Here is a 25,231-nt window from a genome sequence, read left to right as displayed (position 1 = left end):
AGGAGGGCGGCCACCGGTGCTGGGCCGCCCTCCTTCTATTTTGGGGCCGCGTCGGCCATGCTGCCCAGCACAACAAGAGTGTCTACGTCCGCGCAGACTCATCCACGCGCCACTCGTGCCCCTCAGAACAGGTCCACGTCGGTTGGCCTTCGTAGATGACGCACCCACCGAGTGCGATCCGTCCCTCCTCCGCCGCGGCAATCATTTCCGGGCCTGGCGCCCCATACATGATCGGCACGCCCGTCCGACCACAGTCAGGGCAGGTGGCGGCCGGTGACTTCTGGGCAGGCACGGTGCGTCTCGGGCCGACGCTGGTGCGGGATGCCCGGATCCTGGCGGCCAAATCATCTGGTGGCATCGGCGGGTCCTGCGTATGGACCATCGCGTGGCAGTTGGGGCAAAGCGGCCGTAGGTCCGCGATCGGGTCAACCTGGTAGTCGGGTCCGAGCTGCGACACTGGCGTGAGGTGGTGGACATGGATGAATCCCTTGCCCATTTCGCCGTAGACGGAGGCAAAGTCGAGCCCGCACGCTATGCAGGCCAGGCCCCAATGCTCGACGCACGCCGCGCGGGCGCGTGGATCGCGTTCGTAACGATTGACGACGATGGTCCGCACCGCGCCCTCTGGGAACAGCCCCGGGGGGAGCTCGCCTGGGTCGCGGGCCTCGTGCTGCGGGCCGAAACGCTCCCACAAGGCGTGAACGGCCGCCTCGGACTCCACCGGGACCGATCTTCCCGATCCGTAGACGTGGTCCCACCGCACGCCCGGGGCCTCTGCGTTCAGCACGACCGGGGGAATCCGATCCGGGATCGGCAGGAGGCTCAGCCAGTCGATCTCCACATAGTTGGTGGTCTTGTCCGGATCCGAATAGTGCTCGGCCTCGTACGGCTCGGACCGTACGATGGCACGTCCGATCAGACCGCGGTACTTGCCCTGCACCAGCAACCACGCGTCGGATCCTGCAGCGATGTTGACGTGTCGACCCACACTCCATCTGTCGCGTTTCGTCCCGTCGCGCTGCACCTGGGCGGCCCATTCGTCGTAATCGGCCCAATTCCACCGCTGCGGGTTCCAACCCAGGAGGATCGCCGACATCCCTGCACCTTTCCCCGTAGGTTGTCCAGTGGCGGTGATCCTAACGGGCCGCCCTGACAGCACCCTCGCTAGAACACCCACGACGATCTCCGCGCCGGATCGAACATGATCTGCATCCGCAAACACCGGTGTGGCATGCTCTCGCGGTGCAGCCTGAGGATCTAGTCCGCGTCCGCATCCGCGATGTGCTCGCCGTTCCAGGCATCGACCGGCTCGTTGCCACCTACTTCAATCCCGATGGGCCATTCGCCGGCACGTCGTTCGACCTGCTCGGCGAGAACCCGCCCGATGTGCTCACGCTCGACGACCTGCTCGCAACCACACTGCTGGACATCTCCTGGCGCCCGCTCGCTATCCGTGCACTCCTCGCTGGCAGCGGCCCCGTCACCGCAGGGCTCGCTGCGATCCCCACCAACCTGGACCTATGGAATGCCGGTCCCGACGCCCTACAGTCAGCAACGGTGTTGCATGAGTGGCTCGACGATCTGCCTGGGGTCGGCCCAGTGATCGCGAGCAAACTCCTGGCCCGGAAGCGACCCCGGCTTGTGCCCATCCATGACGACGTCGTGCTTCGTGTGCTCGCTCCGCCAGAGAAAAAGTTCTGGGTGACGCTGGCAGCCGCGCTGACCCAATCCGCGCTCCGCCACGAGATCGAGGCGCTCCGCCCAGCCGGCGCCGACTCAATCAGCCTGCTTCGGCTGCTCGACGTCGCCATTTGGACACGTCATAGCCGGTCGCGAAACGCCCGCAATGCCCGCAGCGCAGTCGGGGTACCCGAACCTGGCCCGCTTCCGCCACCAACTGCCAACGGGAGCGCCCGATCCCCGGCCGCGGTCAGCCGCAAATGAGGCTGCCGATGCCGCACCTACCTAAGCGTTGACAGTTGGAACACGTTTCCACCGAGATGTAGCAACTCGAGCGTGGGTGGGAAGCCCTTGGGCCAAGGTGCCAGGCGATGGGCGAGGAGCCAACGACCAACACTCGCGCTCCGAAGTTCGGTACATCTAGCCCAAAAGGATTCAGAAAGCGGAATGGCGGCGCGACCGTGGACGCCCAGGTCGACATCCACATGCTCCCAGCCACGGTCGAAGTACGTATCCCGGTCTGCGGAGGTTACGCGAAAGCCATACCCCGCACCTGACGAACTCGCCGAACCGTTACTCCAGGCCGTCACTCGCATGTCAGCTCCTATCCGCCACAAGCATTACAGGGCCCAGGACGATCGTCGAGGTATGCGGCTGACCGTCCAGCGCCGGCACCACGGTTGGCTTTCACGAGGTCTGCCGAGGTGTACGGTCTGTGCCGGAGGTGCACCGTGGCCGAAGAGTTGCTGTTCACCGTGGACGGCGCGACCGCCGTTCCCGCCCAACGAATCTCGTTGGCCGAGGCGGGCCTGTTGGAGCGCCAACACCTGCAGCAGTGGGTGATCGACAATCCGGAGCTAATCGGCTCAGGAGTCAAGGTCGTCACGTTCGAATTCGGCAAATGGGTTTCCGCTGGCGGAACCGCGACCCCAGACCGGCTGGACGTGCTGGGTCTTGACCGCACCGGACGGCTGGTGGTTGTGGAACTCAAGCGCGACCGCGCACCGGACACGGTGACCATGCAGGCGATCAACTATGCGGCCATGGTCCGCCGCTTCAGCCTGGACATCCTGGCCGATGTGCATGCCGCCCATCTTGGCGGCTCGACGACTGCCGAGGAGGCGTTGGTCCAGTTGATGGAGTGGGCCGAAGGAGTCTCGGACGAGACGCTGGGCCCACCACGGATCGTGCTCATGGCCGCGGATTTCGGCCCGACTGTCACGAACACCGCCCTGTTCCTGTACGAAGCAGGCATCGACATCCGGCTGGTCCGCTACCAGCTGTACCAGGCCGCAGCCGGTGAGAAAGTACTGTCCGTCGCGCAACTGCTGCCCGTGCCCGATGCCGAGGACTTCATGATCCGGCCGCGATCCAGCAGCGCAACACAGGCAGCCGCCCGGGCCTCGGGCGAACGCCGGGCGGCAGCTGTCCAGCGTCTCATCTCCCACAGCGCCATCCCGGACGGCACCGAGTTGACCATCGTCGTACCCGATCTCGTCGACCAAGATCGAGATAGCATTCGCGCGTGGCTCGGCACCGACCCGAATCGGGCGCGAGTGCAGTGGCACAACGACGTCAGCGGGCCCGTCAAATGGGCTGCTGATGGGCAACGCTATCGGATCCTCCCACTGATCCGACACATCATCGAAGCCGCCACCGGGCAGCCGCCGCGAGCCCAACTCTGGCCGCCGAACTGGTACCGGACACATGATGGACGGACCCTCCACCAGATCGCAGAACCTCTGTCGTAACCCAGCCAAAGGTCACTGGCAACCACTCCATTGCAGACAAGACGGCTCTAACTGGGGCTCGTACGGCGGGATGGGCGCGGCGCCGCGCGCGGACAGCGGCAGAAGCGCACACGCGACCTTGCTTGATGGGCGGCCTCGCGGCGGCGGTGTCAGCGACCTCGGTGATCTCGAAGCCCTCCGGCGCTGGGGTGCTCGGCACTGTCGTGATCGTGTGGTCAAGGTGCGGCAGCTGAAGGACTACCTCGACTGGGTAACGCACCTGATGACGGAGATGTCGAGTGAGCGCCTGGGATTGCCACTGCCTACGACGGATTCGATGTCCGGAGCCTGCTGGGCACCTGACCGGCACACCGGCCGCAGCGCCCTATCTCGGCGTTGCACCTGGCCGGAAGGGCCGCAGATGAGCCGCTGAGGGCGCGGCTATGATCCACTTATGAGCAAGCAAGGGCCGCCCCTGACGAAGGAGCAGAAGGTCGGGTTTGGGGTTGCGGCTGGTCTGCTCCCCATTCTCGCCATCATCATCACTATCGGAGCGATCAACGAGAGGAACGCGCCGACGCCTCCGGCTGCCACCACGACGGAAACCCCGGCAGCGCAAGAGCCGGTAGAGGCCGCGTCGTCGCCGACACCTGCGTCTGCCGAGCCCAAGGCCGAGGCGGTCTTGACCGTGGAGAACAACAAGGATCTCGCAGCGCTCTTGGCAGCGGTGGAGGACTACGACCTGTTCCAGGAGTTCGCGGTCAAGTACGAGGGCCGAACCATCAAGTTCGATGGCATCATCGGCGCAATGAACCATCACGGCGATTACAAGACGCGGTACGACATCTTGGTCCTCGCCGGAGATAGCACCGGCGCGGGAGCGACTGGGCCCAACTTCCAGTTCAGAGACGTCAACATCACCAGCGATCTGCGCCTCACAGGCTCGAACATCCCCGACACCATTGGCGTGGGGCAGAAGCTTCGCATCACTGCTGAGGTAGAGCGCTATGCCGGGAACCAAGTCCTCTTCCTGCTCGATCCGGTTTCCACTGAGGTGAGATAAGACTGTGGCTGTAAAGAAGGCGCGGCGAGCTGCGTGTCTGCCGCTGCTGGCCACGCCGGCGTACGGCCGTCGAAGAGCTCCCCGGCGAGGCGAGCCTTTCAGGGGCATAGCCGGACGCCGCCCAGTCAGCCGGTGAACGTTTCGGGGCCGCAAAGCACCCGTCAACTGAGCACGGGCTGTTATCGGTAGAGCGGCTGGTGCTGGGTGGGGTCGGCGGGGACCACGTCGAGGCGCGGGTCGGTGGTGAGTTTGGTGATCAGCGCCCGAGTCCCGCCGATCCCGGCCCAGTGCGGATCGACGTCCTTGGCCACGCACCAGGCGTGATCAGCGGGCCAGGCGAACGCCGGCTCGGCGTTGCTGAGACGACGCTGGCCCGGCCACTCCGCTGCGGTGTCCCATGTGCCGACGTCGGCTAACGGCCCTCGAAACAGCCAGTACGCACGGTGGGGCACCACAACCTTGGGTGCCCGCGGCGTCGAGGGCGGGGCAGCGGGTGTGGGCGCCAGTCCTGGCTGGGCGCTGGGCCGCCCGAGTGGGGCGATGTCCCCTTCGTCGATGTACACGGCGTCGTTGTCGGCTGCGACGTCGGCGTCGCCGAAGCCTTCCCAGACGCAGAAGTAGCAGTCTTCGGGGGTCGTGGTGTGGGTGGTCAGCACCTCGAAAAGGGTGGGCAGCTGGTCGGTGGGCCAGTCCGCGTCGACATCGTTCTCGCTCTGGCCGGGGCGTGTCGGATCGGGCAGGAACCGGAGCCGCGCGTAGGCGTCGAAGCCCGGGGGGCCGAGGCTCACAAGCTGCTGCCACGGCAGGTCGCTGTGGGCGATCCAGTCGGCGGCCGACAGTTCCCGACAGAAGTGGAGTGTCACGTTCCGGTTCTACCGCCCAGCCCCGTACCGGCGCATTTGCCACGCCAGGCCGACGGGTCAGATAAGGAGTGAACTGCCGCCCAGGGCAAGGCAGAAGCAGGCTTATGGGTGCTGCCCTTGCCGGTACGGATGACAGCCAGCCGGGGTGGGGCCCCGAGACCACCGCAGGCTCGCGACCATCGGCATGGAAGCTCAGAACAGCCATGTGCGGAAGTAGACTCTTCACCTCTCACCTGGAGCCTGACAGCGCCCGGGCGAAACTCTGGTCGGTCTCCTCGTCGGACCACTCCTCGCGGCCCTCCAGCTCCGCCTCGACCGGCGGGGCCTCCAACGCCTGCCGGAACTTCGCCACGTCCTTCTCGGTGCCGCCCTCCACCCACCAGGCGTAGATCACGTCTAGCAGCGACGGCAGCGGCAGGTCCAGCGGCTCCCGGCCGGTCCGCATCAGCAGCGTGCCGTGGAACTCGGGCCAGCGCTTGACCGCCAGGGTCAGGAGGCGCTGCCCGATCCAGTAGGGCGGCCGGACCACTCCTCGCACACGTGCTGGAAGATCCCCATGGCGTCGGTGAAGTCGAACTCGTCGTCGGTGGACAGCAGCCGCTTCCGGAACACCGCCAGGCTTGCCGGGTTCAGCGTCTGCTCGAAGAAGTCGAGCACCGCCGCCACCTGGTCGGCCTCCGTCCGGCTCGACGACGCCGCCGCCATCAGGTACGCCAGCTGCGCGTCCTTCGGCGCCCGGCACACCATCTCCACCCCGTCCAGCTTGAAGGGCACATCCGGCAGCTTCTTGTCGCCGCCGTTCTGCTTCGCCGCCTTCGCGCTGGTCGTGAACTCCCGCATCCCGCTTCCTCCCTACGAGCGGACGAGCCGGAACCCCTCCGGCACCGCCACCTCTTCCATCGCCTCCCGCAGCCACGGCTGCGCCCGCGTCCCCGGGTGGTTCACCAGGCTGGTGAACACCACCTGGCCGCCCGTCTCGAACCGCAGCATTCCCCCGGCCCGCCGTGGCCGGATGACGTGCGCTCCCGTCCCGTCGTGGACCGCCGCCGCGTACTCGACGTCGTTCTCGACGAACCCGTACACCTGGCCCGCCCGCACGCCCACCTCCTCGCGGTGCGCCGCCCGCAACCGGCCGGTGTCCACCGGGCACTTGAGCACCGCCCGCGTCCGCACCTTCCGGGCCACGCTGCGGATGAACGACACCACCTGCCCGGTCGAGCCGGTGAGCAGCTGGCGCACCTCGCCGGCGAACAGGTCGACGCGCGGCCGGACCACCACCGCCATCAGCGGCTCACTCTCCGCGTCTTGCCGTCGCCGTCGGCCTCCGTCGTCGGCGCGAGCGTCGGCTGGCTGGCGTCCGGCGGCTCCAGGTCCGCAGTGGCCGCCTGCTCGGCTTCCTCACCCTCCAGCACCTCGTACCGGCCGGCGCCCACGAGCGTGGCCAGCCGCGGCCCCCACTCCATGTGCTGCACCGCCCCGTCCGGCACGCCCGGCATCGCCGTCAGCGCCCGTACCGTCACCTTCTGGCCCTTGCGCATCGCCCTCACTCCTCGCACACGCACACGTTGGTCATCACCGCGACCAGGACCTCCTGGCCGACGCAGCCGCCCGACGGGCCGACGCTGGACTGCTCCCCGATCCACACCGACTCGACGGCCGGCAGCTTCTGCAGCTCGCACAGCACCGTCCGCCGGATCCGGCCGGCGTCGTCGGCCAGCTCCGCCGCGCTGCGCTCGAGCTGCGCCCCGGTCGGCGGGTTGCCGGCGTCGTCGGGGCTCGGCGCGCACCTGGCGGTGCCCGCCCCCAGCTCCACCGTCCAGAACGCCCCCGGATCGACGCCGTCGTCGAGGGGCGTGCCCCGCCCGCCGGGGAATTCCTCCGGCAGCACCGGGTACGTCCGCACGACCCGCACCCACGCCTGGCCCTCGCAGCACGAGTCGATCGCCACGTCCCGGCCCGGCACCACCGCCACCACGGCGGGCGTGCCGCCGAGCGCCCCGTCCAGCGCGCCGCCGATCATCTCGCGCAGCTTCACCGCCACCGGCCACGCCACGTCGTCCTGCGGCTCCACCACCGGCTCGGTCACGACGTCCTCCTTCGTCCACGATCCAGGTCCGGCGACCACACCACCGTGTCGCGGGGCAGCCGGTTCGGGTTCACCACCCGCAGCCACTGGTCGACCTCAGGCAGCCCGGTCATGCCGTCGCGGGCGAGCCGCGCCGGGTCGACGAACGTCTGCTGCACGCCCTGCCGCACCACCGACTGCACGCGCCGGGGCAGCCGGCACGTCGTGTCGGCGACCATCGCCTTCGCCAGCTCACACGCGTACGCGCCGGCCGCCACCTTCCCGCCGCCGGACACCTGCACGCCCCGCTGGTAGGTGACCGCCCAAGCGCCCGGCTGGTCGTCGGCCTTCGTCAGGTCCTGGCGGGTCGGCCAGGTCCCGCCGTCGATCCGCACCAGCCACCGCCGGTCGTACACCGCGTACGCCTCGGCCGGCACCTCCTGGCCGTCGACCACGACCCGGGTCACGGCGTGGATCGGGCCGGGCAGGTTCAGCTCCCGCCCGACCGGCCCGCACCCGCACGCCCCCACCGGGCAGCCGCAGAACGTCACCGCGAAGCTGCTGCCGTACGGCAGATCCAGCCACGACTCCCACCGCCGCCACGCCTCGCTGTCGCCGCGCCGCACCGGCCGCACCGTCGACGTACACACGCCGAACCGGCGGCCGGACAGCGCCCACAGGACCTCCGTCGCGAGATCCGTGGCCGCGGTCCGGACCGCCTCGTCGTACTGGTCCCAGCCCTTGCAGGACGCCGTGTTCAGCGGCCAGTCGCACGGGCCGGTCCGCGCCGGCTGCGTCACCGTCTACCCTCAGGCGACCGGGGCGACGAGCGACTTGAAGCGCTGCGCGCCGCTCCCCGTGTGCGTGACCGTGATGAGGTACGTGCCGTCGGCCGCGTACTGGTGCGTCACCTTCTGGCCGGCGGTCGGCCCGGCCGACGACGCCCCGTCGCCCCAATCCACCGAGTAGGTGTCGTTCGGGGCGTCCGGCACGTACGTCGCGGTGAACTGCGCGGTGCGCCCGGTCGGGTCGGCGGCGTCCGCCGCCACGTCCCCGTCCGGCGGCCGCGCGGTCAGCCCGCACGTCGGCGCCGGCGGCGGCAGGTGCGTCCAGTCGAGGTGCAGCAGGTCCCGGTCGCCCATCGGGTCCATCAGCGGCTCGACGCCCGTCTTGCGCAGGTAGACGTCGTACGGCCCGACACCCCAGCCCGGGTTCTCGATGGCCTTGCCGGTCAGCGTGAAGCTCGCCGCCCCGTTCTCGATCGTGAAGTCGCCGATCTGCCCGTCGATGATCTGCGGGAGCAGGAAGTACCCGAACCTCGGCCGCTGGATCGCCCCGGCCACGCACTTCTTCAGCTGGGTGCCCGACCACACCTCCAGCGCCACCGCCGAGTCGAGGTTCACCGCCGACGTGATCCGCATGCCGGTCGCGTTGCCGTCCTCGTCGAGCACCACCGGCATCCCGGTGAACAGCGTGTACAGCTCCGGGTCGACCCGCCCGCAGGTCACCGTCACGTTGTACAGCTTGATTCGCCGCCGGGCCGGCTCGTAGACCAACGGGTCGCCGTTGGCGTCCTTCTGGTCGATCTCCTCGCCGTCGTCGACCTCGGCCGCGTACTCGACGCTGACGAAGCCCTTCGACGTGACGTGGACCGGCCATCCTCCGGCGCCCAGGATCGGGTCGCCGCACACCCCGAGCTTCGTGGCCCGGAGCATTTTCCCCTTCACCGGGGTGTCGCACACTGCGGTCATCTGGCATCCCTCAACAGCGAAGGTCCATGCCCGGCCCGCAGCCAGCGGCGAATACCCCGTCAGCGTAGCCGAGACGAGGCCCTGCCAAAGCGGAGCGGGGCCGCACCCGGCTGGGTGCGGCCCCGCTCGCTGCGGCGGTCAGTTCAGCGTCCGGCCGTCGATCACCTCCAGCTCCGCGCCGAGGTCCGCGACCTTGGCCTGGACGTGCGCGGCAACCTCGTCCCACGCCTCACCGGTCACCGCCACGGCGCTCCGGCTGTCGCCCCTGATCCACGTCACCAGCACCGCCGTGCGGACGTCGAGGACCTGGCCCGTCCTCTCGCAGGTGATCTGCCGCATCACCGCGTGCCGCAGCACCTCCCGGTTGAGGAACTTCTCCCGGTCGGCGTCGTTGTCGGCCATCAGGGCCGCCAGGACGTCGTTCATCAGTACCTCCCCACAGGGGCGGACGAGGTCACCCGCGCCGTGCCCTCGACGATCCGGCCTCGGCACCCGCCGCACACCGTCTGCGGCGCCGGCCCCTGCGCCAGGTCGACCGGCGTCTGCACCAGCGCCTGGCAGCCCTGGCACCGCAGCGGCAGCAGGCGAGGCAGCCGCATCCCCAGCAGCAACATGTCCCGGGGCACCAGCGTCTCCCTCGGCTGCCCGCCGCCGCGCGGCAGGATCACCAGGTTCACGCAGCTCGGGAACTCCCGCACCCCCTGCACGTCGGCGACCTCCACCAGCTGCCCGAACAGCAGCACCTCGTCGCGGCGCCGCAGCTCCTCGACCCGGATCGTCGGGTTGGCCGGCTTCCTCGTCTCGACGGTCACGCCGCCGCCTCCTCTCGCTCCAGCCAGCAGAACATGGCCTCCACATCGATCACCAGCTGCGTCGTCAGGCCGGCCCACACGTCGGCGGGCAGCGTCGCCAGGTGGTGCCATCGGCCGCCGTGCGCCGCGTAGACGTGCAGCGCCGCCAGCTTGTGCTCCCACAGGTACGCCCAGCCCTCGTCGTGGAACGGCTGGTCGGCGCCCATCAGCCCGACCGCCGCCGGGCTGCCCACCTCGTCGCGGTAGCCCCGGCCGACGCCGCACACGTACGTCCACTCCGGCCGCTTCTCGGACACCGCCTGCGCCGGCCAGTGCGTGTTCGCCAGCACCGACCAGTGCCGGTGCAGCAGAACGTCCACCATCACCGCCGTGTTCCGCTGGAAGCTGCGGTCCCACATCGCCCGCATCTGCGCGAGGGTCCAGCTCGGCTGGCCCTCCAGCTCGACGAGGCGGGCCCGGTACCACCGGCTGCCCGGGGCGAACTGCCCCACCAGCGCTCTCACCGGCCGGCCTCCATCAGCCCGATGCGGGTCGCGTCCCGCACCGACTGGCGGACGGCCTCCATGTAGCCGCGGTAGTCGGACGCCCGCCACTGCGCCGCGTAGCCGGCCTTCTGGACCTCCAGCAGGTCCAGCTGGCTCAGGCTCGGCAGCTCGTGCAGCGACCAGCACGCCCACGGCTGCCACCGCTTCGGGCCGCGCTCGGGGAACACCCCCAGGTAGACGTGCAGCCGGTGGTCGCCGAACAGGTACGCCCACTCGCGGTCGCCCGCGCGGGCCTCGGCGATCCGGCCGGTCTGCGGCGGGTAGCCCTCGGAGGGCACGCCGACCATGTGGCCGGTCGGCCCGGTGCCGGGCACGGCGTACAGCCGCGACCAGTCGCACTGCAACAGCACCGCCGCCGCCCGCTCGGGGCTGTGGCCGCACAGCTCATGCAGCAGCACCGACAGGGCCGGGACGACCATCGTCGGGCACCCGTCGTGCTGCACGTGCCGCGCCAGGTACACACCGTCGGCACCCTCGGTGCCGACCAGCGCGCGTAGACCCATGGTTTACCTCCACGTGAACCGGGTCCTACTCGGACAGTTACCTTGCTCTGTCCGGTCGCAATCGTCAATAGCGGCCGGACAGCAGAACCCCGGCTAGGGGCTCCGCACCGGGGCCAGACAGCCGCCCGGCCCCGCCTGCGCAGCCGCTAGACGCGCTCGGGCAGGGTCACCACGCCGATCCACTCGGGCAGCCCGTCGCCCTTGCGGAACACGTTCACCGACTGGCCGGCGACGTCGAAGCCGGCCTCCTGCAACGTCTCCACCGCCCGGCGCACCAGCTCCAGGCCGCCGTGTCCGCGCAGCTCGATGAACGCCTGCACCCGCTCCGGCTCCGCCGGCCGCGCGTCGCACTCGTCGTCCGGCTCCTCCAGCGGCTCCACGTCCGGCTCGTCGGCGTGCGGGCAGTCCGGCTGGTGCGGGTCCGCGATGTGCTCGCGGCAGTGCACGCAGCGGTTCTCGCCGTCGTAGCAGTGGCCGCCCGGCTTGCACTCCACCGCAGCCCGCTTGCCGGACTGAATCGCGCTCTTGCCCATCTCAACCTCCACGTGAACAGGGCGGGACGTACATATTCATTGTATGCAACCGGCTCCCCCGCGTACATGTTTTATGTACGCGGGGGGTCGTGTAGCGCGTCACACAGCCGGCCGGTTCAGAACAGCCGGCCCTGCCGGAACACCGCCTCGGCGTCGAACGTGGACGAGTCCGGCGCGGGCGGCGGGGGCGGCGGCTTCGGCGCCGCGCGCCGCATCGCCCGGCCCAGCTCGCTCTCCGGCGTCGGCAGGTCCAGCAGCCGGCGCACCGCCACGATCTGCATGGCCTGCCGCCACGCCCGCCGCATTTCGTCGATCGCCACCTGGCGGTCCCGCAGCGCCTCGTGCATCCAGTCGTCCTGCAACCCGTCGCCGCAGCCGACGACCACCCGCCAGCCCAGCCCCCACAGGTGGAAGTTCACCGCGCACAGCGCCGCCGCCAGCGGGTCCAGGTCGTTCGCCCACCACTCGCACGTCGTCGGGTCGAGCCCGTTCTCCCGCATCGCCTGTGCCGCGCCGAGCAGCATCGTGCCCGTGCCGGCGCACGGCTCCAGGATCTTCGCGCCCTCATCCGGGGCGACCATCCGGCCCAGCAGCAGCGTGACGCTCTCCGGCGTCAGGAACTGCCCGATGCCCTTCTTGCCGCCGTGGCTCTTCATCGTCTGGAGCAGCATCCCCAGCAGGTCCGTGTCGCCCCAGCCGTCCGGCCCGAACCGGCCGAACACGCCGCGCCGCAGCGCCGCCTGGCCGACCGCGTGCACCGCGCGCTTCGTCGTCTCGTCCGGCTCCTCGTCGATCCAGTACCACAGGTGCTTCGTCTGCGGGTTCAGGTCCGGCCGCAGCGCCGCGAACTCACACCACAGCCGCTGCACCAGCAGCCAGAAGCCGTCGTGGTCCAGGCGCTCCGCGACCTCGGCCAGCCGGTCCAGCTGCTCCGGGCCCGGCGCCTCCCGGGCCACCAGCGCCAGGGCGGCCACCACGCTCATCGGCACCTCGATCCGCGAGCCGCCGTACCGGCTGTGCCACGCCTCGTCGACCGCCTCGGCGATCGCCCGCGCGTGCTCGCGCGGGTCGGCCGCCCAGGCGTTCGCGCGCCGGGCCACCGTCGTTGTCGTCATGCTCTTCCTCCACGTGAACCGCCGGCGGCCTCCCGCCGGCGGGAACGGCAGCGCCCCCGCAGCCAGCACGGCTGCGGGGGCGCTCGGTGCGGCTCAGACCAGCCGCAACGCCTGCATCTCGGGCACGCCCACCACCGTCGGGTAGGCCAGGTCGTAGAAGTCCAGCCGCACCATCTCGCCCAGCTCCTCCTTCACCGCCACGGCGGCGGCCTCCTCCATCACCCGCGTCCAGTCGACCCGCGGGACGCTCTCGTGCCGCCGCTCGGTCAGCGCCGCCAGGTCGAACGACAGGACGTCGCCGTCCTCCACCTCGGACAGCGCGATGACCTCCCACTGCCCGGCGGTCGGCTCGGCCTCGATCAGCTCGATGCTCACGGTCAGCTCCCTCTCTCTCGTCTGTCCCGGTCAGCAGTTGCCGCACACGCCCGACGCCGGCAGCTCGCAGAAGCAGCTGTCGCACAGCCGCTTGCGCACCGCCGCCACCTCCCGCGCGTTCTCGCGGGCCTGCCGCTCCCGCGCCACCCGCTCCCGCCCGGCCAGCACCCGCGCGTTGTGCTCGCGCACCCGCCGGTTGTGGGCCAGCAGCGCCCGGTCCTCCTCCTCGGTGGGGCGGCGGACCGGCGCCCGCAGCGCCTCCTGCAGTGCCTCGGTGATCGCGTTGAGCCGGTTGATGGTCACGGTGTCGGTCCAGCTCAGCACCCGCCGGCCGTGCTCGTCGGTCACGTTCAGGTCCATCGGGTTCATCGGGCTCTCCTCACGCAGTCGGGGCGGCTTGCTGTACATATTCATTGTAGGTAGACACCGGGCTCGCGTACAAGTTTTATGTACGCCGCGGGCTGTGGAGCGGGCCACACAAACGACGACGCCCCCGCGCCCGCGTGGGGCGCGAGGGGCGTCGGCTCGCTCGACTCAGAACGACTGGCGGTACAGCTCGTGCGTATAGCAGTGCCAGTAGAACTCCTGGTTGTCGAAGCCCCGGCACCCCAGGTGGTCGTCCACCTTCGCCGGCGGCACCTTCGTCAGCTCGGCGGCCGGCAGGTACCACCGCACCTCGCCCGCGTCGACCACCACCACCTTGTCGCCCTTCACCTGGTCGACCACGCCACGCTCCTCGCGCCCGTCCCACGTCCAGGTCACCACGTCGCGCTCGGCCAACTCCGGCGCCGGCTTCGGCCGCGCCGCCTTCACGCTCTCGGCGACGTACGCCAGGGCCGTCCGCCGCTCGGCCACCTTCATCAGCGCCGCGTCGAACGCCGCCGCCTTGTCGGTCACGGCGGCCAGCAGGTCGCCGCGCACCGCGGTGAGCAGGTCGCCCGCCTTCGCGGTGGCCACCGCGTCCTCGGTCGCCCCGGTGAGCTCACGCGCGTGCCGCTCCAGCTCCCGCTCGGCCTCCACCACCTGCCGCGCCAGCTGGGCGACCAGGCCCCACTGGTCGGCCGCCTCGGCCTCGACGCCGAACTCCACGGCCAGCTCGTTGACCCGCTTCTCCATCTCGAACCCTCCTGTAGGGGTAGCGCGTGACGTACATATTCATTGTAGGCAAAGATCATCTCTACGTACAACTTTTATGTACGCCTTGGGCCGTGGAGCGGGTCACACGTAAAGCGCCGCCCCACCTGGCACGGGGAAGGGACCAGGTGGGGCGGCGCGGCCCAGGACGAGGGGTGCCGGTCAGCTCCGCGAGCTGCGCGACGACCGGGACGCCTTCGCCGGCGGCTGGGAGGAACCGTCCGCCGACTTGACGTCCGCCCCGGACCCGTCGGCCCCGGCGTCAGCCGACGCGCCCTGCGCGGTGGCCTCGTCCTCCGCGGGAGCCTCCACACGCTGCCGGCCGTCGCCGGAGCTCAGCACCTTCTCCGCCAGGTCGTCGGGCACGTCGAACGCCAGCCCCACCGGGCCGTCCGTCGTCGTCTGCACCTCGAACCGACGCTCCTCGCCGGCCGCCTCCAGCAGCTGCTTCGCGAGGACCTGCGCGTCCGCACGGTCCTTCGGGTAGATCAGCGCCATGTCTCCTCCTACGCCGGCACGCCCGGCAGCTTGACCTTCACCGCCGCCGTCGCGCAGCTCCACCCCACCGTGTAGAACCGCTCCGCGACGGCGAACACCTCGTTGTCGTTGCGGTCCAGGGCCTCCGGCAGCTTCGGCAGGAACACCGTCGACCGCCGCACCATCACCGGCCCCGTCCCGTACAGCCACGCCTCGTCGGCGGCCGGCGCCGCGCCGCCGGGCCCGACGCCGGTCGTCTGCGCGAACACGATCGGGTCCCCAAGCGGGGCCACCGTCCGCGGGCCCTCGATCCGCGTCAGGCCCTTCCCCGCGAACCACCCGGCCGTCCACCGCGGTGCCCACACCGCGCCGAGCACGCCCGATCGGTCGCCGATGTGCGCCTCCAGCAGGCCCACGCCCGCCTCCAGCGGCACCGGCGCCGCGTCGGAGCCGGCCAGCACCTGCGTGCCGGCCGCCGCCAGGAACACGTCGTTGCCCGCCTCCCCGGTCCACACGTAGTGCTCCAGCGACTGCTGCTCGACCTGGCCCATCGCCCGCCGCGCCCGGTCGATCAGGTCCGGCCGGGCCACCGACCGGCCGGTCAGGCCGGCGTACAGCCGGATCACCCCGGACTTCACGCTCGGCACCCCGTCCGGCAGCGCCATCGCCGCGCGGTTCGCGTCCGAGGCCGCCGCCGCGTTCGTCGGCGCAGGCGCGTTGACGCACTGCGGCTCCCACTCCACCCCGGCCTGGAACTCGCGCTGGTCGGCGGGGTCGACCACGGCCGCCGCCGAGAACAGCCCGAACCGGTACGGCGTCGTCGCCGGGGCGTCCACATACATCAGGGGCTGAGTCACCCGTCATCTCCTCACCGGCTGGGGGGCCGCGCCCGAGATGGGTGCGGCCCCGTCAAACGGGTAGCTCAGACCGCCGAGCAGTCGAACGGCACCGTGCTGCCGGTGACGCCCGTCGGGCACAGCGGCACACTCACCTTGTAGGACACGAAGCACCGCTTCACCAGCAGCGTCGCCTGCTCGGTGAACATGGCCAGGTACTCGTTGTCCTTCAGCTTCGTCGAGTCGTAGACCGCCGACAGGTCGATGATCGGCTTGGTGCCCTTCACCCACGTGCCCGGCGCGTACATCAGCAGGTCCACCGTGCCCGGCCACTGGCCCGGCGCGGTCGTGCCGCCGAAGCCGGCACCGTCCGCGGCGGCGTACCCGTCCTGCCAGTCGTAGACGAACTGCGGCCGCAGGTGCCGGCGGGTGAACCACGCCGTGATCTGCTCGTCGGTCACGTCGAGGTAGTTCACCCCGGCCCGGCGCGACATGTCCGCCCGGATCCAGTCGATCAGCCACAGCGGCGCGACGCACTCCAGCATCTGCCGCCGGCCCAGCCGGTACCGGTACCGGTAGTCCGTCGCCGCCAGGGACACCGCGCCGAGCAGCGCCGTGGTCGTCTCATCGCCGTCGACGTCGCCGCCGAGGGTCAGGGCGAACTGCGTCGACTGCGCCGGGGCGGCGGCCATCCGCTGGATCAGCCGGGCGTTGATCTTGTGCTCGTGGGCGGTCAGCGCCCGACGCACCACGTCCCGGGTCAGCTCCGGCCACACCGCGTTCTGCACGATGTCCTGCTCGATCTGCACCCCGTCCACCTCGAGGCGCGTCTCCGCCCAGTTCACCGTCGGCACCCGGTACGAGGGCTTCTCCACCCCGGCGGTGCTGTCGGCCTCGGTCTGCACGAAGCCGATCCCCGAATACATGTCGCGGAAGTCGAGGTTGGCCGGCACCTTGATACCGCCGCCGCGCGGGATCGTGATGCCCGGCAGGTCCAGCAGCCCCTCGGTCGTCTCCAGGCCCTCGCACAGCTCCCACAGCGTCTCCGACGGCGCACCCCAGCCGCCGGCCGCGACGAGGTTGCCGCCCGACAGCCGCGACTCCGACGCGGCCAGCTCCACCAGCTCCATGTCGGTCAGGCCCCTGCCCCCGGCGACGAGCGCCTGGTCGACGGGCAGCTCCACCCGGGCCACGTTCTGCTTGATGCGGGTCGCGACCCCCACCCCTCGCGGGAAGCCGGCGAACTTGTCGTCGAACGCCGAAGCGACCTCCGACACAGACGAGAACACGTGCCCGTGCGGCACGTTCGGCACGTCGGCCGCCGCCTTGATGACCGCCGACTTGCCGGCCCTGGTCACCTTGGGCTTCGGCTGCCGGCGGGCCGCCCGGCGAGCCAGCGACGCGACGACTGGCGTCGCCTGCTGACGCTGCGCAGGTTCCTCGACCGGCGTCTCGTCGACCGGCGGCTCCTCGGTTGGCGTCTCCTCGACCGGCTCCTCCTCGGCTTCGCCGCCGTCGCCCTCGTCACCGTCGCCATCGCCGTCCTCCGGAGCGCCGTGCACCGTCGCGGTCAGGTCGTCCAGCTCGGAGGCGACCTGCTCGGCCGCCTGCTCGATGCTCGCCTGCTCGGTACGCACCGACTGGACGAACGTGGCCAACTCCCGCAGCCGGGCGAGGCCGTCGGCATCCAGGTCCTGGTCGTCGCGCAGAGCATCGAACGCCGCGACGGCCTGGCTCTCCATCTCGGTCAGGGCGTCCAGGTCGAGCCCGTCAAGGCTCTCGGGGATCTGAAAGTCCACCGTCGGCTCCTCAGCACGGTAGGGATCTCGTCCCGACCGGCCCGCAGCCAGCATCGGTGGTACCGGCACAGCCTAACCCAAGCCGGATCAGCTACCGATCAGAGACGAGCAGCCCGGTACGGCGGCGGGGCGCCGCGACCATTGCCGGATGCGGCTTGCGGGGATGGGCCTGCGGCGAGCAGCCGCCTTGCCGAGAAGATTGATTGGCTACGGCAGCCGAAAGATCTTGGAAAGGTCCGGGAGGACAAACGACGCCAAATGCCTCCTGCGCAGCGCAAGGTGGTCAGCAGGCCTAGAGAGGCGCATGACCGAAATTTCAGCCGCTGTCGCTTTGACTCTTCCATGCATAGGTGGGACGGCGTTCTTTACCGCGCTAGTAGTAGCGGGGGACGGTGGAACTGGGCTTACCCAAAACACGGCCACGCAGGCGACGCGGAGAGGGGCTAAGCATGGGTGATCGGCTTCGATCTGGGGAATTCCTCCAGGTGGGCGCCAAGCTCACGTCAGCAAACGGCCTGTTCGAGCTCGTAATGCAGGCAGACGGAAATCTAGTCCTCTACCAGAGAACGACTCCCGTTGTGGTTCCAAATATTGGAACCCTACACCAACCGGGACGCGTGCAAATTGGCCCGTTCGGCGCAGTCGTTCGCCGTTTTCCTTTTGGGTCTTCCACCGCATACTGGTCTACTGATACGTGGGCGATCCCAGAGCCTCAGCGTCCTGTTCGAGCTGCCATGCAGGCCGACGGACATTTCGTGCTGTACGACAAGAATGGGATCGCCCGCTGGAGCTCCGGAACATGGGGGCCGGCCTTCATTGATCCCTTCATCGTACTTGAGAATGACGGAAACCTTGTCATTCGGCACGACGGCATTCGACCCATTTGGGCAACAGGGATCCCCGGCGGCGCCGGAGCGATCGCTGGAGTAGGCTTCTTGAACGTGGCGCCAAGCCTGTCGGCCGCCTTGGACCAGCTCGGCCGGCTACCACCGGTTGTGACTGGGTCCAGCGACCTAGCGCCCCCACAGCAATCCACGGTTGACGCAAGCGGCGTAGCCTACATCGTGACTGAACAACGCCGCCGTTTGGTTAACGAGATCGTGGAGCAGGCATTTCTGCAGGATATTGCGGCAATGGGTGTGTGGCCAGGACGAGTCATTCAAGGCAGATCGCTCCTCGCGGGTGATGTAGCGCCAATTGGACCGCTGCCACGGGCACCGGGCAGCATCAGCGTCGTTACCGACCTAATCTCAAGGCAGGTTGGGGTAGGGCAGAGCGAACCGGTGGGCGAGCCTTCCTCTGCCAGCGTCGATGCGGCCCGACGCGCGATTATCAAGCGAGTCAATCCCACCGATTCCCCGGGAATCCTCAAGGTTGGTGTCGATAAGGCGTCGACTCTACGTGAGGCCGGCGTCAAGCTGGGCTTTACGGTTAAGGGCTCTAGCTTCGGCGTTGACGCAAACGCTGCTTTGACGCAAAGCTATAAACAGAGCGTTGCCGTTGCCGTCATCCGACAGGTCTTCTACTCGGTAACCTTCACTCCTGGAGGACCTCAGGCCAAAGGTTTTTGGGATGATTCCGTGCAATTCAAGGATATCGCCCCGTTTGTGGGCGCCGACAATCCGCCCCTATTCATAGACAGTGTCCAGTATGGCCGGCTCATATGCTTGACTGCTCAGGGTTCCTTCTCCAGCTCTGAACTCACTGCCGCACTTAAGGCAAACGTTCAAGGAGCCACATCGTTGACCGGCCAAGTGGACGCCCGGTTCAAGGAAGTAATGGAGAATTCGCAGGTTAAGGCCTATACGATAGGGGTTCCGGGAGGGCTCAATTTCCAGACTCTCTCCGATCCCATTGGCGAGCTACAGCAGGTCTACAAGAGTGGTCTGATGTTCAACAGTCAGAACCTTGGTGCGCCGATTTCCTTCACAGCCCGGCACATCGCCGACGGAACGCTCGCACGCGTCGCGGTGTCGGCCGAATACGTTCATGCACTGTCCGCGCAAGGGGCAGACGTCTCAGGTGCCCACTTTTACCCCTATGATGGACCAGGCGGAGGACTGATCGATACCGGGATCAACGTAAACCCGGGGGACAAAGTCACTGTAAGCACCAGTGGAGAGATATGGTCGGGAATTTTTTTGGCCGGCCTACATGGGCCGCAGGGCTGGCCGGGCCACAAGGCCGATAATGCTGCCCCCAAGCCTGATGGAACCGCATTCGCATTAGTCATCTCGTTCGGCGGTGCCGCCGGCAGCTGGATCGAGGCAGGGTCCTTCTGGGAAGGATCTCCGCCGAACGGAAAAGGCGGCCGGCTTCTGCTCAACATAAATGACAATAACCCATACAACGGAAATGACTGGCGTAAATTCCACAGCCAAGTAGAGGTGCGGCGGGGAAACGCTGGGTCTGCCGGTGTCTTTATTTGAGGCAAAAAGACTACGCAGAGTTGGAAGAAGAGTTCAATGCACCCCCGGACGAGTCACCCCATACCCGACCTTAGACAGTGGCGGGTCGGACGTGATGACGAGGGCTCAATTCCATGGCGACCGCGCCACGCAGGAGCTCTGGTTGGTGGTGTCAATTAGCCGACAAGTAGACACGTGGCTCTCAATTTGAGTAGATGATGCGAATATATGGTGTTGGGATGCCGGGCTTAGAGCCGTAGCGGCGGGCCTGAGTCTGCGATGCCACAGGGGGTGGCTAATGGCCCGACGGATTGCTGTCGCGATCGGCGTGAAATCGGTCCCGGACCTCGTGCCGCTGCCCGGCGCCGTGAACGGCGTCGCCGAGTTCACGTCCTGGGCACGCCAACAGGGCTTCGAGGTTGAGGAGATCACCGACTTCGGCGGTGAGCCCGTCCGGCTCGCCAGCATCTACCGGGTGATCGACAAGGCAGCGCGGGCTCGGGACGTGCAACAGCTCTTCGTCTACTTCGCCGGTCACGGGGTGACCTTGGGACTCGGCGCCGACCTGTGGCTGCTGAGCGAGGCTCGGGACAACCCGAACGAGGCGGTGAACGTGCGGCTAAGTCAACGGCACGCCCAGCAGTCCGGCATTCCGCACGTCGTCCTTTTCGCCGACGCCTGTCGTAGCCCGGCCGGCAAGGCGGAGTTGGATGTGATCGGCGGATCAATCTTCCCAGCCATCCGGTCTGTGGCCCTCGTTTCTGTAGACGAGTTCTACGCGACACGGGCCGGTAACGCGGCGATGGAGAAGATCCCGGACGGGCAAGCGGCGAAGGCGTTCGGCATCTTCAGCCGTTGCCTCATGGCGGCGCTTCGTGGGGATGCGCCCGGCGCGGTCGTCGAGGTCGCGGGCGGCCTGTCGTCGCGGGCGGTACTGGCCACCACCTTGCGGGATTACCTCGAGGAAGCGGTCCGCGACCTCGCCTCTCGCGAGGCGAACGTGCTGCAGATCCCAGAGTGCGTGCCAATGTCCAAATGGGAGCCCAACGTGGTGTCCTGGCTCCGCGATCCACCGACTGCGGAGCCAGAGGCTGGAGACGGATCCTCCAAGAAGGAACCAGACCGACAGCGGGTCCGAAACAGTGGGGACGCTGAGTCCACGTGGCTGTGGGGACCTGGCGAGGATGTTGCGTGGGCAGGGCCCGCCGAAGGGGGTACAGGCGAGGATCCCGGGTGGGCTGGGCCCGGCGAGACGGATGCAGGACCGGCGCGGGCGCCGGACGTGCCTGGCGAGGTGGAGCCGGCCTCGACGGCGCATGAGCCCACACATCTGGCGGAGCAGCAGTTCGTTGAAGAGGTTGCCAACCACTACGCGTCATCCATCGGCCGGGCCAACTTCGAAACCCGTGCCGGCGCGTCCGTCGTCGGCGCCGAGGTGGCCCGTGTCGAGGCCGCGGACTCCTCATCGTTCCTGTTTCAGGAAACCGGCGCATGGCACCTGCGGGGAGCGGGCGGCCCCGCCGCCGTCCTGTTGCGCCTCTTTCCCGACCAGGAGCGCCCCGGCTTTACCGGTTGGACGGGCACCGCACTGCTGCCGGGCTATGTCGGCACCCTCACCGTCGGTTCTCAAGGGGTTGAACACCTGGGCTACCTACCGGTGGACAACAACCGGCTGCCGTTGGAAGAGATGCGACGGGTCGTCGCGCGCGCCGGCGCCGACGACCATGTGGGCCGATTCGACCCGGATTCACGGGACGAGAGTCTCCGGGTGGCTCTGCACGAGCTGCTCAACCCGACGCTGGTAGTCCTAGCGGCCTACTACTACGACCGGCGCGGGCGGCAGGATGACCTCGAAAGCCTCCTGCGGCGGGTAAGCCTGCGCGGCTATGTACCCTTCGACCTGGTCCTGCTCGCCGACCGGACGCCGGCCGAGCTAAACGTTGCCGTGGTGCCATGCTTCCCGCTGATGTCCCGCGGATGGGCGCTGCTCGACGGCTCCGGCACGCCGGTGCCGGGCGTCCTGCGTGCGGCGCGCCGGTTGCTCCTGCCCTCCCCGTGGACCACATTCCGGCGGATGAATGATGACCTGGCGTACGAGCTAGCCCGGCTTTCACCTTCCGCCTTCGAGTCACCCCGCGCCCCGAACTGATGGGAGGTATGCCATGCGGTTGGTCTTCGTACATGGCCGGAGCCAGGGCAGAAAGGATCCGACCGAGCTGCTGCTGTCATGGCAGAACGCGCTCACCCGCGGTCTCGAGCTGGCGGGATGCCCGGCCCTAGATACCTCGGTAGAGGTCCGGATGCCGTTTTATGGGCGGCGTCTCGACGAACTCACCGAGGCCGGGCCAGCGCCAGGTGACGTAGTCCGGCGCGGGCCAGGCAACACAGTCGACCCAGTGGAGGGCGAGTTTGTCCTGGACATCGCCCACAGGGCTGGAATCACGGACGAGGAGATCAGCGCTGAGGCAGGTGAGGCGGTCGTGGCGCGTGGCCCACAGAACTGGCCGTTCGTTCTAGCAGCCGGGCGACTGGTGAGTCGCCGAATCCCATGGCTGGGGCGGGAGTTGCTCCCTTTGCTCACCACGGACGTCGCCGCATACCTCACCCGGCCGCACGTGACCAAGGAGATCAACGGCTTGGTCAAAGCCGATATCGGTGAAGGCCCAGTGGTCATGGTTGGGCACTCGCTGGGATCGGTCGTCGCCTACTGGGTGCTACGTACCGAGCTGCCAGCCGTGGATGTCCGATTGTTTCTAACTGTCGGCTCGCCGCTCGGCATCGACGTGGTCAAGCGGTACCTCCCGGTGCCGCTCGGCATGCCTGGCGGGGTGCGCAAATGGCTCAACGCAGCGGACCGGCGGGACCCCGTCGCACTTTTCTCCAGGCTTGACCGCGACGTCTTCCCGGCCGACATCGAAAACGTCGACGACATTCACAACCCGGAGGACAACCCGCACGGGATCGTCGGATACCTCTCCGATCGCATCGTATGCACGCGACTCAGCGAAGCCCTCTCTGTGTCTGCGGCGAACGGTGGTTGAGCACCCGCCGAGTGCCGTGAACACGAGCGCAAGTCCATCGGGGTTCACGCAAGGCGCCGCTTGCCCCGCGGGTGGCGGCCTATGACATAGACGTTACGGTGCTGCGCCCTGATGGCGCCGCACCGCTGTCTACTTCTGCACCTGGCGGATGGTGCCGCCGCCACCGCGGCGCACGTCGGCGATCTCCGCGTCCGTCTTCGACGCGAACTCGCCGCCCGCGCGGCCGTCCCCGTAGGACAGCACCCACACCGTCGCGCCCCGGCGTCTCGCGCCGCAGTTGCAGCCCACCGTCGTCTTCCCTACTCCCCGTGCACCTCGGCGGCCAGCGCCGCCACCAGCGCCTTGCGGTCCCGGCCGATCGACGCGGCGATCCGCTCGGCCGCCGCCGCAGTGGCCACGCGCTGCCGCTCGGCGGCGAAGCCCGCGGCGACCGCGCGCCGCACCGCCGCGTCGAGGGCGGCCGGCGACAGCGGCTTGTCCCGCCGCAGGTCGGCTGGATCCGACGGCTTCCAGCCGGCCCAGCCGGAGGCGACCATCGCGTAGGCCCGCCCGCCCGACGAACGGCCGCGCACCACCGGGAACCCGCCGACGTTGACGCACAGCGCTGCGACGAGCTGGCGCGCCCCGCCAATCCACCGCCAGTCCCCCGACAGCGGCGACCGGCGCAGCAGCTGCACCTGCTCGTCAGTGGCCTCCGGCACCAGCGACCCGGCGACCCAGGTGCCGTGGGCGTCCCGGCCGGCGCGCACCACGGCCACCTGCGTGCCCGTGTCGTCGTAGTGCGCCACGGCGGACGCCGCGCTCGCCTGCAGGTCGGCGTGCCCGGTGCCGGCCGTGATGTGTCCGACCGCCACCAGCTCCCCCTCGGCGGTCTGGATCTCCGGTCGGTGGAACCAGTCGAAGCCGCCCTCCTCCGGCGGCACCACGCACTGCCCGCCGACCAGGAACGACAGGTGGCAGTCCCGGTCGGCAAGGTGCCCGAAAACGCAACCGTCCGCGGTGACGGTGATCGGCGTCAGCTCGGCCAGGCCCGGGTCGTCGAACCAGGCGCGCGGCGGGTACAGCGGCGCGACCTGCTTCGATGTCGCTGCCGCGCCGGCCGCAGTGACAGGCTCTTCCTCCTTTTCCTCCTCATCGGAGGGCGCGCCGTCAGCCGGCTCCTCGTCGTCGACCAGCTCCAGCTTCGCGTCGGGGAACGCCTGCGTGCCGACGAGCGTCACCGCCATCACCCGGCCCCGGGTCACCGTGATGTACGGCTCCTCGCCGGCCTCCATGAAGGCTTCCCACTCCTCGTCGGACATGTCCTCGATCGGGGTGCCCTTCTCGTCGGTGAACATGAACTCGAAGTCGTCCAGGTCCACGCTCGGGAACAGCACCCCGGCGCGCAGCAGCTCCAGCGCCTCGCCCAGCTCCGGCACCGCGTCGATGAAGTCGCCCGTCCCGGCCAGCTTGCTCTTCTGCACCTCGCCGGCCGTGATCCGGCCGATCGTCACCGCGCCCTCGTGACCGGGGGCGTCCTCCCGCGCCCATCGCAGCGGCAGCGGCAGGTCGCGGAACGACCAGTCACCGTCCGCCGCGAAGATCCGCCGGTCGCCCGACTTGGCACCCAGCGGCGCCAGCACACCCTTCCACGTCGCCATCTGCTTGCCACCCTTCGCGGCTGCCGCCGCCGTCACCGTGATGTCCAACCCGGTGGCCCGGTCACGCCGGGGCCACGGGTGCTTCGGGACCACAGGCAGGGGCTCATCGGCCTCCACCTCGATCATCGTGCAGCGGCAGTTCACCGTCTGCCCGGGCGGCGCGGCCGGGTCGCCCGGGTAGCGCATCGGCACCCCGCCGACCATGAACACGCCGTCCAGGGCGACCCGCTGCCCGTCCGCGTCCCGGTGGTCGTGCCGGGTCCGCTCGTCGTGCGTGGCCACCCACACCTTGTCCAGCTTCTCGTCGAGGACGTCCTCGGCGGTCAGCCAGGCGGTCAGCGTCCCCGCGTTGTACGCGCCGATCGTCTCCGTCCGGGCGATCGTCACCGCCCGGTCCTCCCACGACCGCTCGCCCAGGATCGCCTCGATGGCGTCGCGGATGCGCGGCACGCTCGCGCCTTGGGCGGTGAGCTCGGCGACGGCTGCCGTCACCTGCTGCCACGCGCTGTCGGGCACGCCGACCAGCCGGTGCGGCAGCGCCGCCAGGTACTCGTCCTTCATCTGCGCGACCCGCAGCAGCTCCAGGTCGCCGCCCGCATCGCGCACGCCCGCCAGGAACGTCTGCTCGGCCGCCGGGAGCAGGTGCACCGTCATCGCCTCGAACCACGCCTGCCCGGCGCCGGCGAGGGCGCTCGGTTCCGGCGGCAGGGCCGCCGCGGTGACCGGCAGCGTCACCGCACGCGCGTCGCGCAGCCAGGCGCGCAGCGCCGCCCGGGCGGCCCGCAGCATCCGCCGCTCGGCGGCCACCACCCGCGCCTCGTGGTCGAGGCGCAGCGGCAGCCACGGGTCCGGCTCGGCCAC

Annotated in this window: 28 protein-coding genes; 6 read left to right on the top strand and 22 right to left on the bottom strand. The window is 69.3% G+C overall.

The annotated features are described in order from the left end of the window. Positions 1–82: 82 nt before the first annotated feature. Positions 83–1,096, bottom strand: a complete 1,014-nt coding sequence (locus tag ACNAVT_RS15110; protein ID WP_416296697.1) for an HNH endonuclease — start codon at positions 1,094–1,096, stop codon at positions 83–85. Positions 1,097–1,242: 146 nt separating this feature from the next. Here ACNAVT_RS15110 and ACNAVT_RS15105 point away from each other — a divergent pair, with 146 nt between their 5' ends. From ACNAVT_RS15105 to ACNAVT_RS15095, 3 genes are all read left to right on the top strand, one after another. Then, positions 1,243–1,944, top strand: coding sequence for a DUF6308 family protein (locus ACNAVT_RS15105; RefSeq protein WP_416296695.1), 702 nt, complete (start codon positions 1,243–1,245; stop codon positions 1,942–1,944). A 467-nt stretch (positions 1,945–2,411) separates the two neighbouring features. Beyond that, on the top strand, positions 2,412–3,431 hold the full coding sequence (locus tag ACNAVT_RS15100) for an endonuclease NucS domain-containing protein (protein WP_416296693.1): 1,020 nt from the start codon (positions 2,412–2,414) through the stop codon (positions 3,429–3,431). Between the two features lie 433 nt (positions 3,432–3,864). Next, on the top strand, positions 3,865–4,473 hold the full coding sequence (locus ACNAVT_RS15095; RefSeq protein WP_416296691.1) for a DUF4839 domain-containing protein: 609 nt from the start codon (positions 3,865–3,867) through the stop codon (positions 4,471–4,473). 179 nt (positions 4,474–4,652) lie between these two features. Here the strand turns inward: ACNAVT_RS15095 and ACNAVT_RS15090 are convergent, their stop codons facing one another. From ACNAVT_RS15090 to ACNAVT_RS14995, 20 genes are all read right to left on the bottom strand, one after another. Beyond that, positions 4,653–5,336 carry a hypothetical protein gene (locus ACNAVT_RS15090; protein ID WP_416296690.1) on the bottom strand — a complete coding sequence of 228 codons (684 nt, stop codon included), beginning with the start codon at positions 5,334–5,336 and terminating at the stop codon, positions 4,653–4,655. 229 nt (positions 5,337–5,565) lie between these two features. After that, positions 5,566–5,865, bottom strand: a complete 300-nt coding sequence (locus tag ACNAVT_RS15085) for a hypothetical protein (protein WP_416296689.1) — start codon at positions 5,863–5,865, stop codon at positions 5,566–5,568. Continuing rightward, complete coding sequence (locus ACNAVT_RS15080; RefSeq protein WP_416296687.1) at positions 5,826–6,176, bottom strand: hypothetical protein; 351 nt, start codon at positions 6,174–6,176, stop codon at positions 5,826–5,828. The genes ACNAVT_RS15085 and ACNAVT_RS15080 overlap by 40 nt, the downstream gene beginning before the upstream one ends. Before the next feature lie 12 nt (positions 6,177–6,188). Further along, complete coding sequence (locus ACNAVT_RS15075; RefSeq protein ID WP_416296685.1) at positions 6,189–6,620, bottom strand: hypothetical protein; 432 nt, start codon at positions 6,618–6,620, stop codon at positions 6,189–6,191. After that, on the bottom strand, positions 6,620–6,874 hold the full coding sequence (locus tag ACNAVT_RS15070) for a hypothetical protein (protein ID WP_416296683.1): 255 nt from the start codon (positions 6,872–6,874) through the stop codon (positions 6,620–6,622). The genes ACNAVT_RS15075 and ACNAVT_RS15070 overlap by 1 nt, the downstream gene beginning before the upstream one ends. A gap of 5 nt (positions 6,875–6,879) precedes the next feature. Continuing rightward, positions 6,880–7,422, bottom strand: a complete 543-nt coding sequence (locus ACNAVT_RS15065; RefSeq protein ID WP_416296681.1) for a hypothetical protein — start codon at positions 7,420–7,422, stop codon at positions 6,880–6,882. Then, complete coding sequence (locus tag ACNAVT_RS15060; RefSeq protein WP_416296679.1) at positions 7,419–8,201, bottom strand: hypothetical protein; 783 nt, start codon at positions 8,199–8,201, stop codon at positions 7,419–7,421. Before ACNAVT_RS15060 ends, ACNAVT_RS15065 begins: the two co-directional genes overlap by 4 nt. A 9-nt stretch (positions 8,202–8,210) precedes the next feature. Beyond that, a complete protein-coding gene (locus ACNAVT_RS15055) occupies positions 8,211–9,152 on the bottom strand; it encodes a PKD domain-containing protein (protein ID WP_416296677.1) in 942 nt (313 codons plus the stop codon). Between the two features lie 138 nt (positions 9,153–9,290). Continuing rightward, positions 9,291–9,578, bottom strand: coding sequence for a hypothetical protein (locus tag ACNAVT_RS15050; RefSeq protein ID WP_416296676.1), 288 nt, complete (start codon positions 9,576–9,578; stop codon positions 9,291–9,293). Then, positions 9,578–9,964, bottom strand: a complete 387-nt coding sequence (locus ACNAVT_RS15045) for a hypothetical protein (RefSeq protein WP_416296674.1) — start codon at positions 9,962–9,964, stop codon at positions 9,578–9,580. Before ACNAVT_RS15045 ends, ACNAVT_RS15050 begins: the two co-directional genes overlap by 1 nt. After that, a complete protein-coding gene (locus tag ACNAVT_RS15040) occupies positions 9,961–10,467 on the bottom strand; it encodes a hypothetical protein (RefSeq protein WP_416296672.1) in 507 nt (168 codons plus the stop codon). The genes ACNAVT_RS15045 and ACNAVT_RS15040 overlap by 4 nt, the downstream gene beginning before the upstream one ends. Then, a complete protein-coding gene (locus ACNAVT_RS15035) occupies positions 10,464–11,012 on the bottom strand; it encodes a hypothetical protein (RefSeq protein WP_416296671.1) in 549 nt (182 codons plus the stop codon). The genes ACNAVT_RS15040 and ACNAVT_RS15035 overlap by 4 nt, the downstream gene beginning before the upstream one ends. Positions 11,013–11,158: 146 nt before the next feature. Further along, positions 11,159–11,545, bottom strand: coding sequence for a hypothetical protein (locus ACNAVT_RS15030; RefSeq protein ID WP_416296669.1), 387 nt, complete (start codon positions 11,543–11,545; stop codon positions 11,159–11,161). 116 nt (positions 11,546–11,661) lie between these two features. Beyond that, positions 11,662–12,660: an N-6 DNA methylase gene (locus ACNAVT_RS15025; RefSeq protein ID WP_416296667.1), complete on the bottom strand. Its 999-nt coding sequence runs from the start codon at positions 12,658–12,660 to the stop codon at positions 11,662–11,664. A 93-nt stretch (positions 12,661–12,753) separates the two neighbouring features. Further along, positions 12,754–13,035 (bottom strand): hypothetical protein, encoded by a 282-nt coding sequence (locus tag ACNAVT_RS15020; RefSeq protein WP_416296665.1) that lies wholly within the window; start codon positions 13,033–13,035, stop codon positions 12,754–12,756. Between the two features lie 30 nt (positions 13,036–13,065). Continuing rightward, on the bottom strand, positions 13,066–13,404 hold the full coding sequence (locus ACNAVT_RS15015; protein WP_416296663.1) for a hypothetical protein: 339 nt from the start codon (positions 13,402–13,404) through the stop codon (positions 13,066–13,068). Positions 13,405–13,569: 165 nt separating this feature from the next. Then, complete coding sequence (locus ACNAVT_RS15010; RefSeq protein ID WP_416296661.1) at positions 13,570–14,151, bottom strand: hypothetical protein; 582 nt, start codon at positions 14,149–14,151, stop codon at positions 13,570–13,572. A 180-nt stretch (positions 14,152–14,331) separates the two neighbouring features. Further along, positions 14,332–14,667: a hypothetical protein gene (locus tag ACNAVT_RS15005; RefSeq protein ID WP_416296660.1), complete on the bottom strand. Its 336-nt coding sequence runs from the start codon at positions 14,665–14,667 to the stop codon at positions 14,332–14,334. A gap of 8 nt (positions 14,668–14,675) precedes the next feature. Then, a complete protein-coding gene (locus ACNAVT_RS15000; protein ID WP_416296658.1) occupies positions 14,676–15,503 on the bottom strand; it encodes a hypothetical protein in 828 nt (275 codons plus the stop codon). A gap of 65 nt (positions 15,504–15,568) precedes the next feature. Next, the gene (locus ACNAVT_RS14995; protein ID WP_416296656.1) at positions 15,569–17,281 is read right to left on the bottom strand and encodes a major capsid protein; all 1,713 of its coding nucleotides are present in this window, start codon (positions 17,279–17,281) and stop codon (positions 15,569–15,571) included. 755 nt (positions 17,282–18,036) lie between these two features. Between ACNAVT_RS14995 and ACNAVT_RS14990 the strand changes: the two genes are divergently transcribed. The 3 genes from ACNAVT_RS14990 to ACNAVT_RS14980 all read left to right on the top strand — a co-directional run bounded on the left by ACNAVT_RS14990 (position 18,037) and on the right by ACNAVT_RS14980 (position 22,730). Next, on the top strand, positions 18,037–19,710 hold the full coding sequence (locus ACNAVT_RS14990; RefSeq protein ID WP_416296654.1) for a thiol-activated cytolysin family protein: 1,674 nt from the start codon (positions 18,037–18,039) through the stop codon (positions 19,708–19,710). A 277-nt stretch (positions 19,711–19,987) separates the two neighbouring features. Continuing rightward, entirely contained in the window at positions 19,988–21,838 is a 1,851-nt protein-coding gene (locus tag ACNAVT_RS14985; protein WP_416296652.1) for a caspase family protein, read from the top strand. A gap of 13 nt (positions 21,839–21,851) precedes the next feature. After that, on the top strand, positions 21,852–22,730 hold the full coding sequence (locus tag ACNAVT_RS14980; protein ID WP_416296650.1) for a hypothetical protein: 879 nt from the start codon (positions 21,852–21,854) through the stop codon (positions 22,728–22,730). 299 nt (positions 22,731–23,029) lie between these two features. Here the strand turns inward: ACNAVT_RS14980 and ACNAVT_RS14975 are convergent, their stop codons facing one another. After that, positions 23,030–25,231 (bottom strand): phage minor head protein, encoded by a 2,202-nt coding sequence (locus tag ACNAVT_RS14975; RefSeq protein ID WP_416296648.1) that lies wholly within the window; start codon positions 25,229–25,231, stop codon positions 23,030–23,032.

The sequence above is a fragment of the Micromonospora sp. SL4-19 genome, assembly GCF_047921475.1.
In the GTDB taxonomy this organism is placed as follows: domain Bacteria; phylum Actinomycetota; class Actinomycetes; order Mycobacteriales; family Micromonosporaceae; genus Micromonospora.
Note: the sequence above shows the minus strand (reverse complement) of the source record. Positions and strands in the feature narration are given on the sequence as shown.

What these genes read in the sequence shown, in the direction of transcription:
- ACNAVT_RS15110 (WP_416296697.1), bottom strand. Translation starts at nt 1,096, where the DNA reads ATGTCGGCGATCCTCCTGGGTTGGAACCCGCAGCGGTGGAATTGGGCC.
- ACNAVT_RS15095 (WP_416296691.1), top strand. Translation starts at nt 3,865, where the DNA reads ATGAGCAAGCAAGGGCCGCCCCTGACGAAGGAGCAGAAGGTCGGGTTT.
- ACNAVT_RS15080 (WP_416296687.1), bottom strand. Translation starts at nt 6,176, where the DNA reads ATGCGGGAGTTCACGACCAGCGCGAAGGCGGCGAAGCAGAACGGCGGC.
- ACNAVT_RS15075 (WP_416296685.1), bottom strand. Translation starts at nt 6,620, where the DNA reads ATGGCGGTGGTGGTCCGGCCGCGCGTCGACCTGTTCGCCGGCGAGGTG.
- ACNAVT_RS15070 (WP_416296683.1), bottom strand. Translation starts at nt 6,874, where the DNA reads ATGCGCAAGGGCCAGAAGGTGACGGTACGGGCGCTGACGGCGATGCCG.
- ACNAVT_RS15055 (WP_416296677.1), bottom strand. Translation starts at nt 9,152, where the DNA reads ATGACCGCAGTGTGCGACACCCCGGTGAAGGGGAAAATGCTCCGGGCC.
- ACNAVT_RS15050 (WP_416296676.1), bottom strand. Translation starts at nt 9,578, where the DNA reads ATGAACGACGTCCTGGCGGCCCTGATGGCCGACAACGACGCCGACCGG.
- ACNAVT_RS15035 (WP_416296671.1), bottom strand. Translation starts at nt 11,012, where the DNA reads ATGGGTCTACGCGCGCTGGTCGGCACCGAGGGTGCCGACGGTGTGTAC.
- ACNAVT_RS15030 (WP_416296669.1), bottom strand. Translation starts at nt 11,545, where the DNA reads ATGGGCAAGAGCGCGATTCAGTCCGGCAAGCGGGCTGCGGTGGAGTGC.
- ACNAVT_RS15025 (WP_416296667.1), bottom strand. Translation starts at nt 12,660, where the DNA reads ATGACGACAACGACGGTGGCCCGGCGCGCGAACGCCTGGGCGGCCGAC.
- ACNAVT_RS15015 (WP_416296663.1), bottom strand. Translation starts at nt 13,404, where the DNA reads ATGAACCCGATGGACCTGAACGTGACCGACGAGCACGGCCGGCGGGTG.
- ACNAVT_RS15010 (WP_416296661.1), bottom strand. Translation starts at nt 14,151, where the DNA reads ATGGAGAAGCGGGTCAACGAGCTGGCCGTGGAGTTCGGCGTCGAGGCC.
- ACNAVT_RS15005 (WP_416296660.1), bottom strand. Translation starts at nt 14,667, where the DNA reads ATGGCGCTGATCTACCCGAAGGACCGTGCGGACGCGCAGGTCCTCGCG.
- ACNAVT_RS14985 (WP_416296652.1), top strand. Translation starts at nt 19,988, where the DNA reads ATGGCCCGACGGATTGCTGTCGCGATCGGCGTGAAATCGGTCCCGGAC.
- ACNAVT_RS14980 (WP_416296650.1), top strand. Translation starts at nt 21,852, where the DNA reads ATGCGGTTGGTCTTCGTACATGGCCGGAGCCAGGGCAGAAAGGATCCG.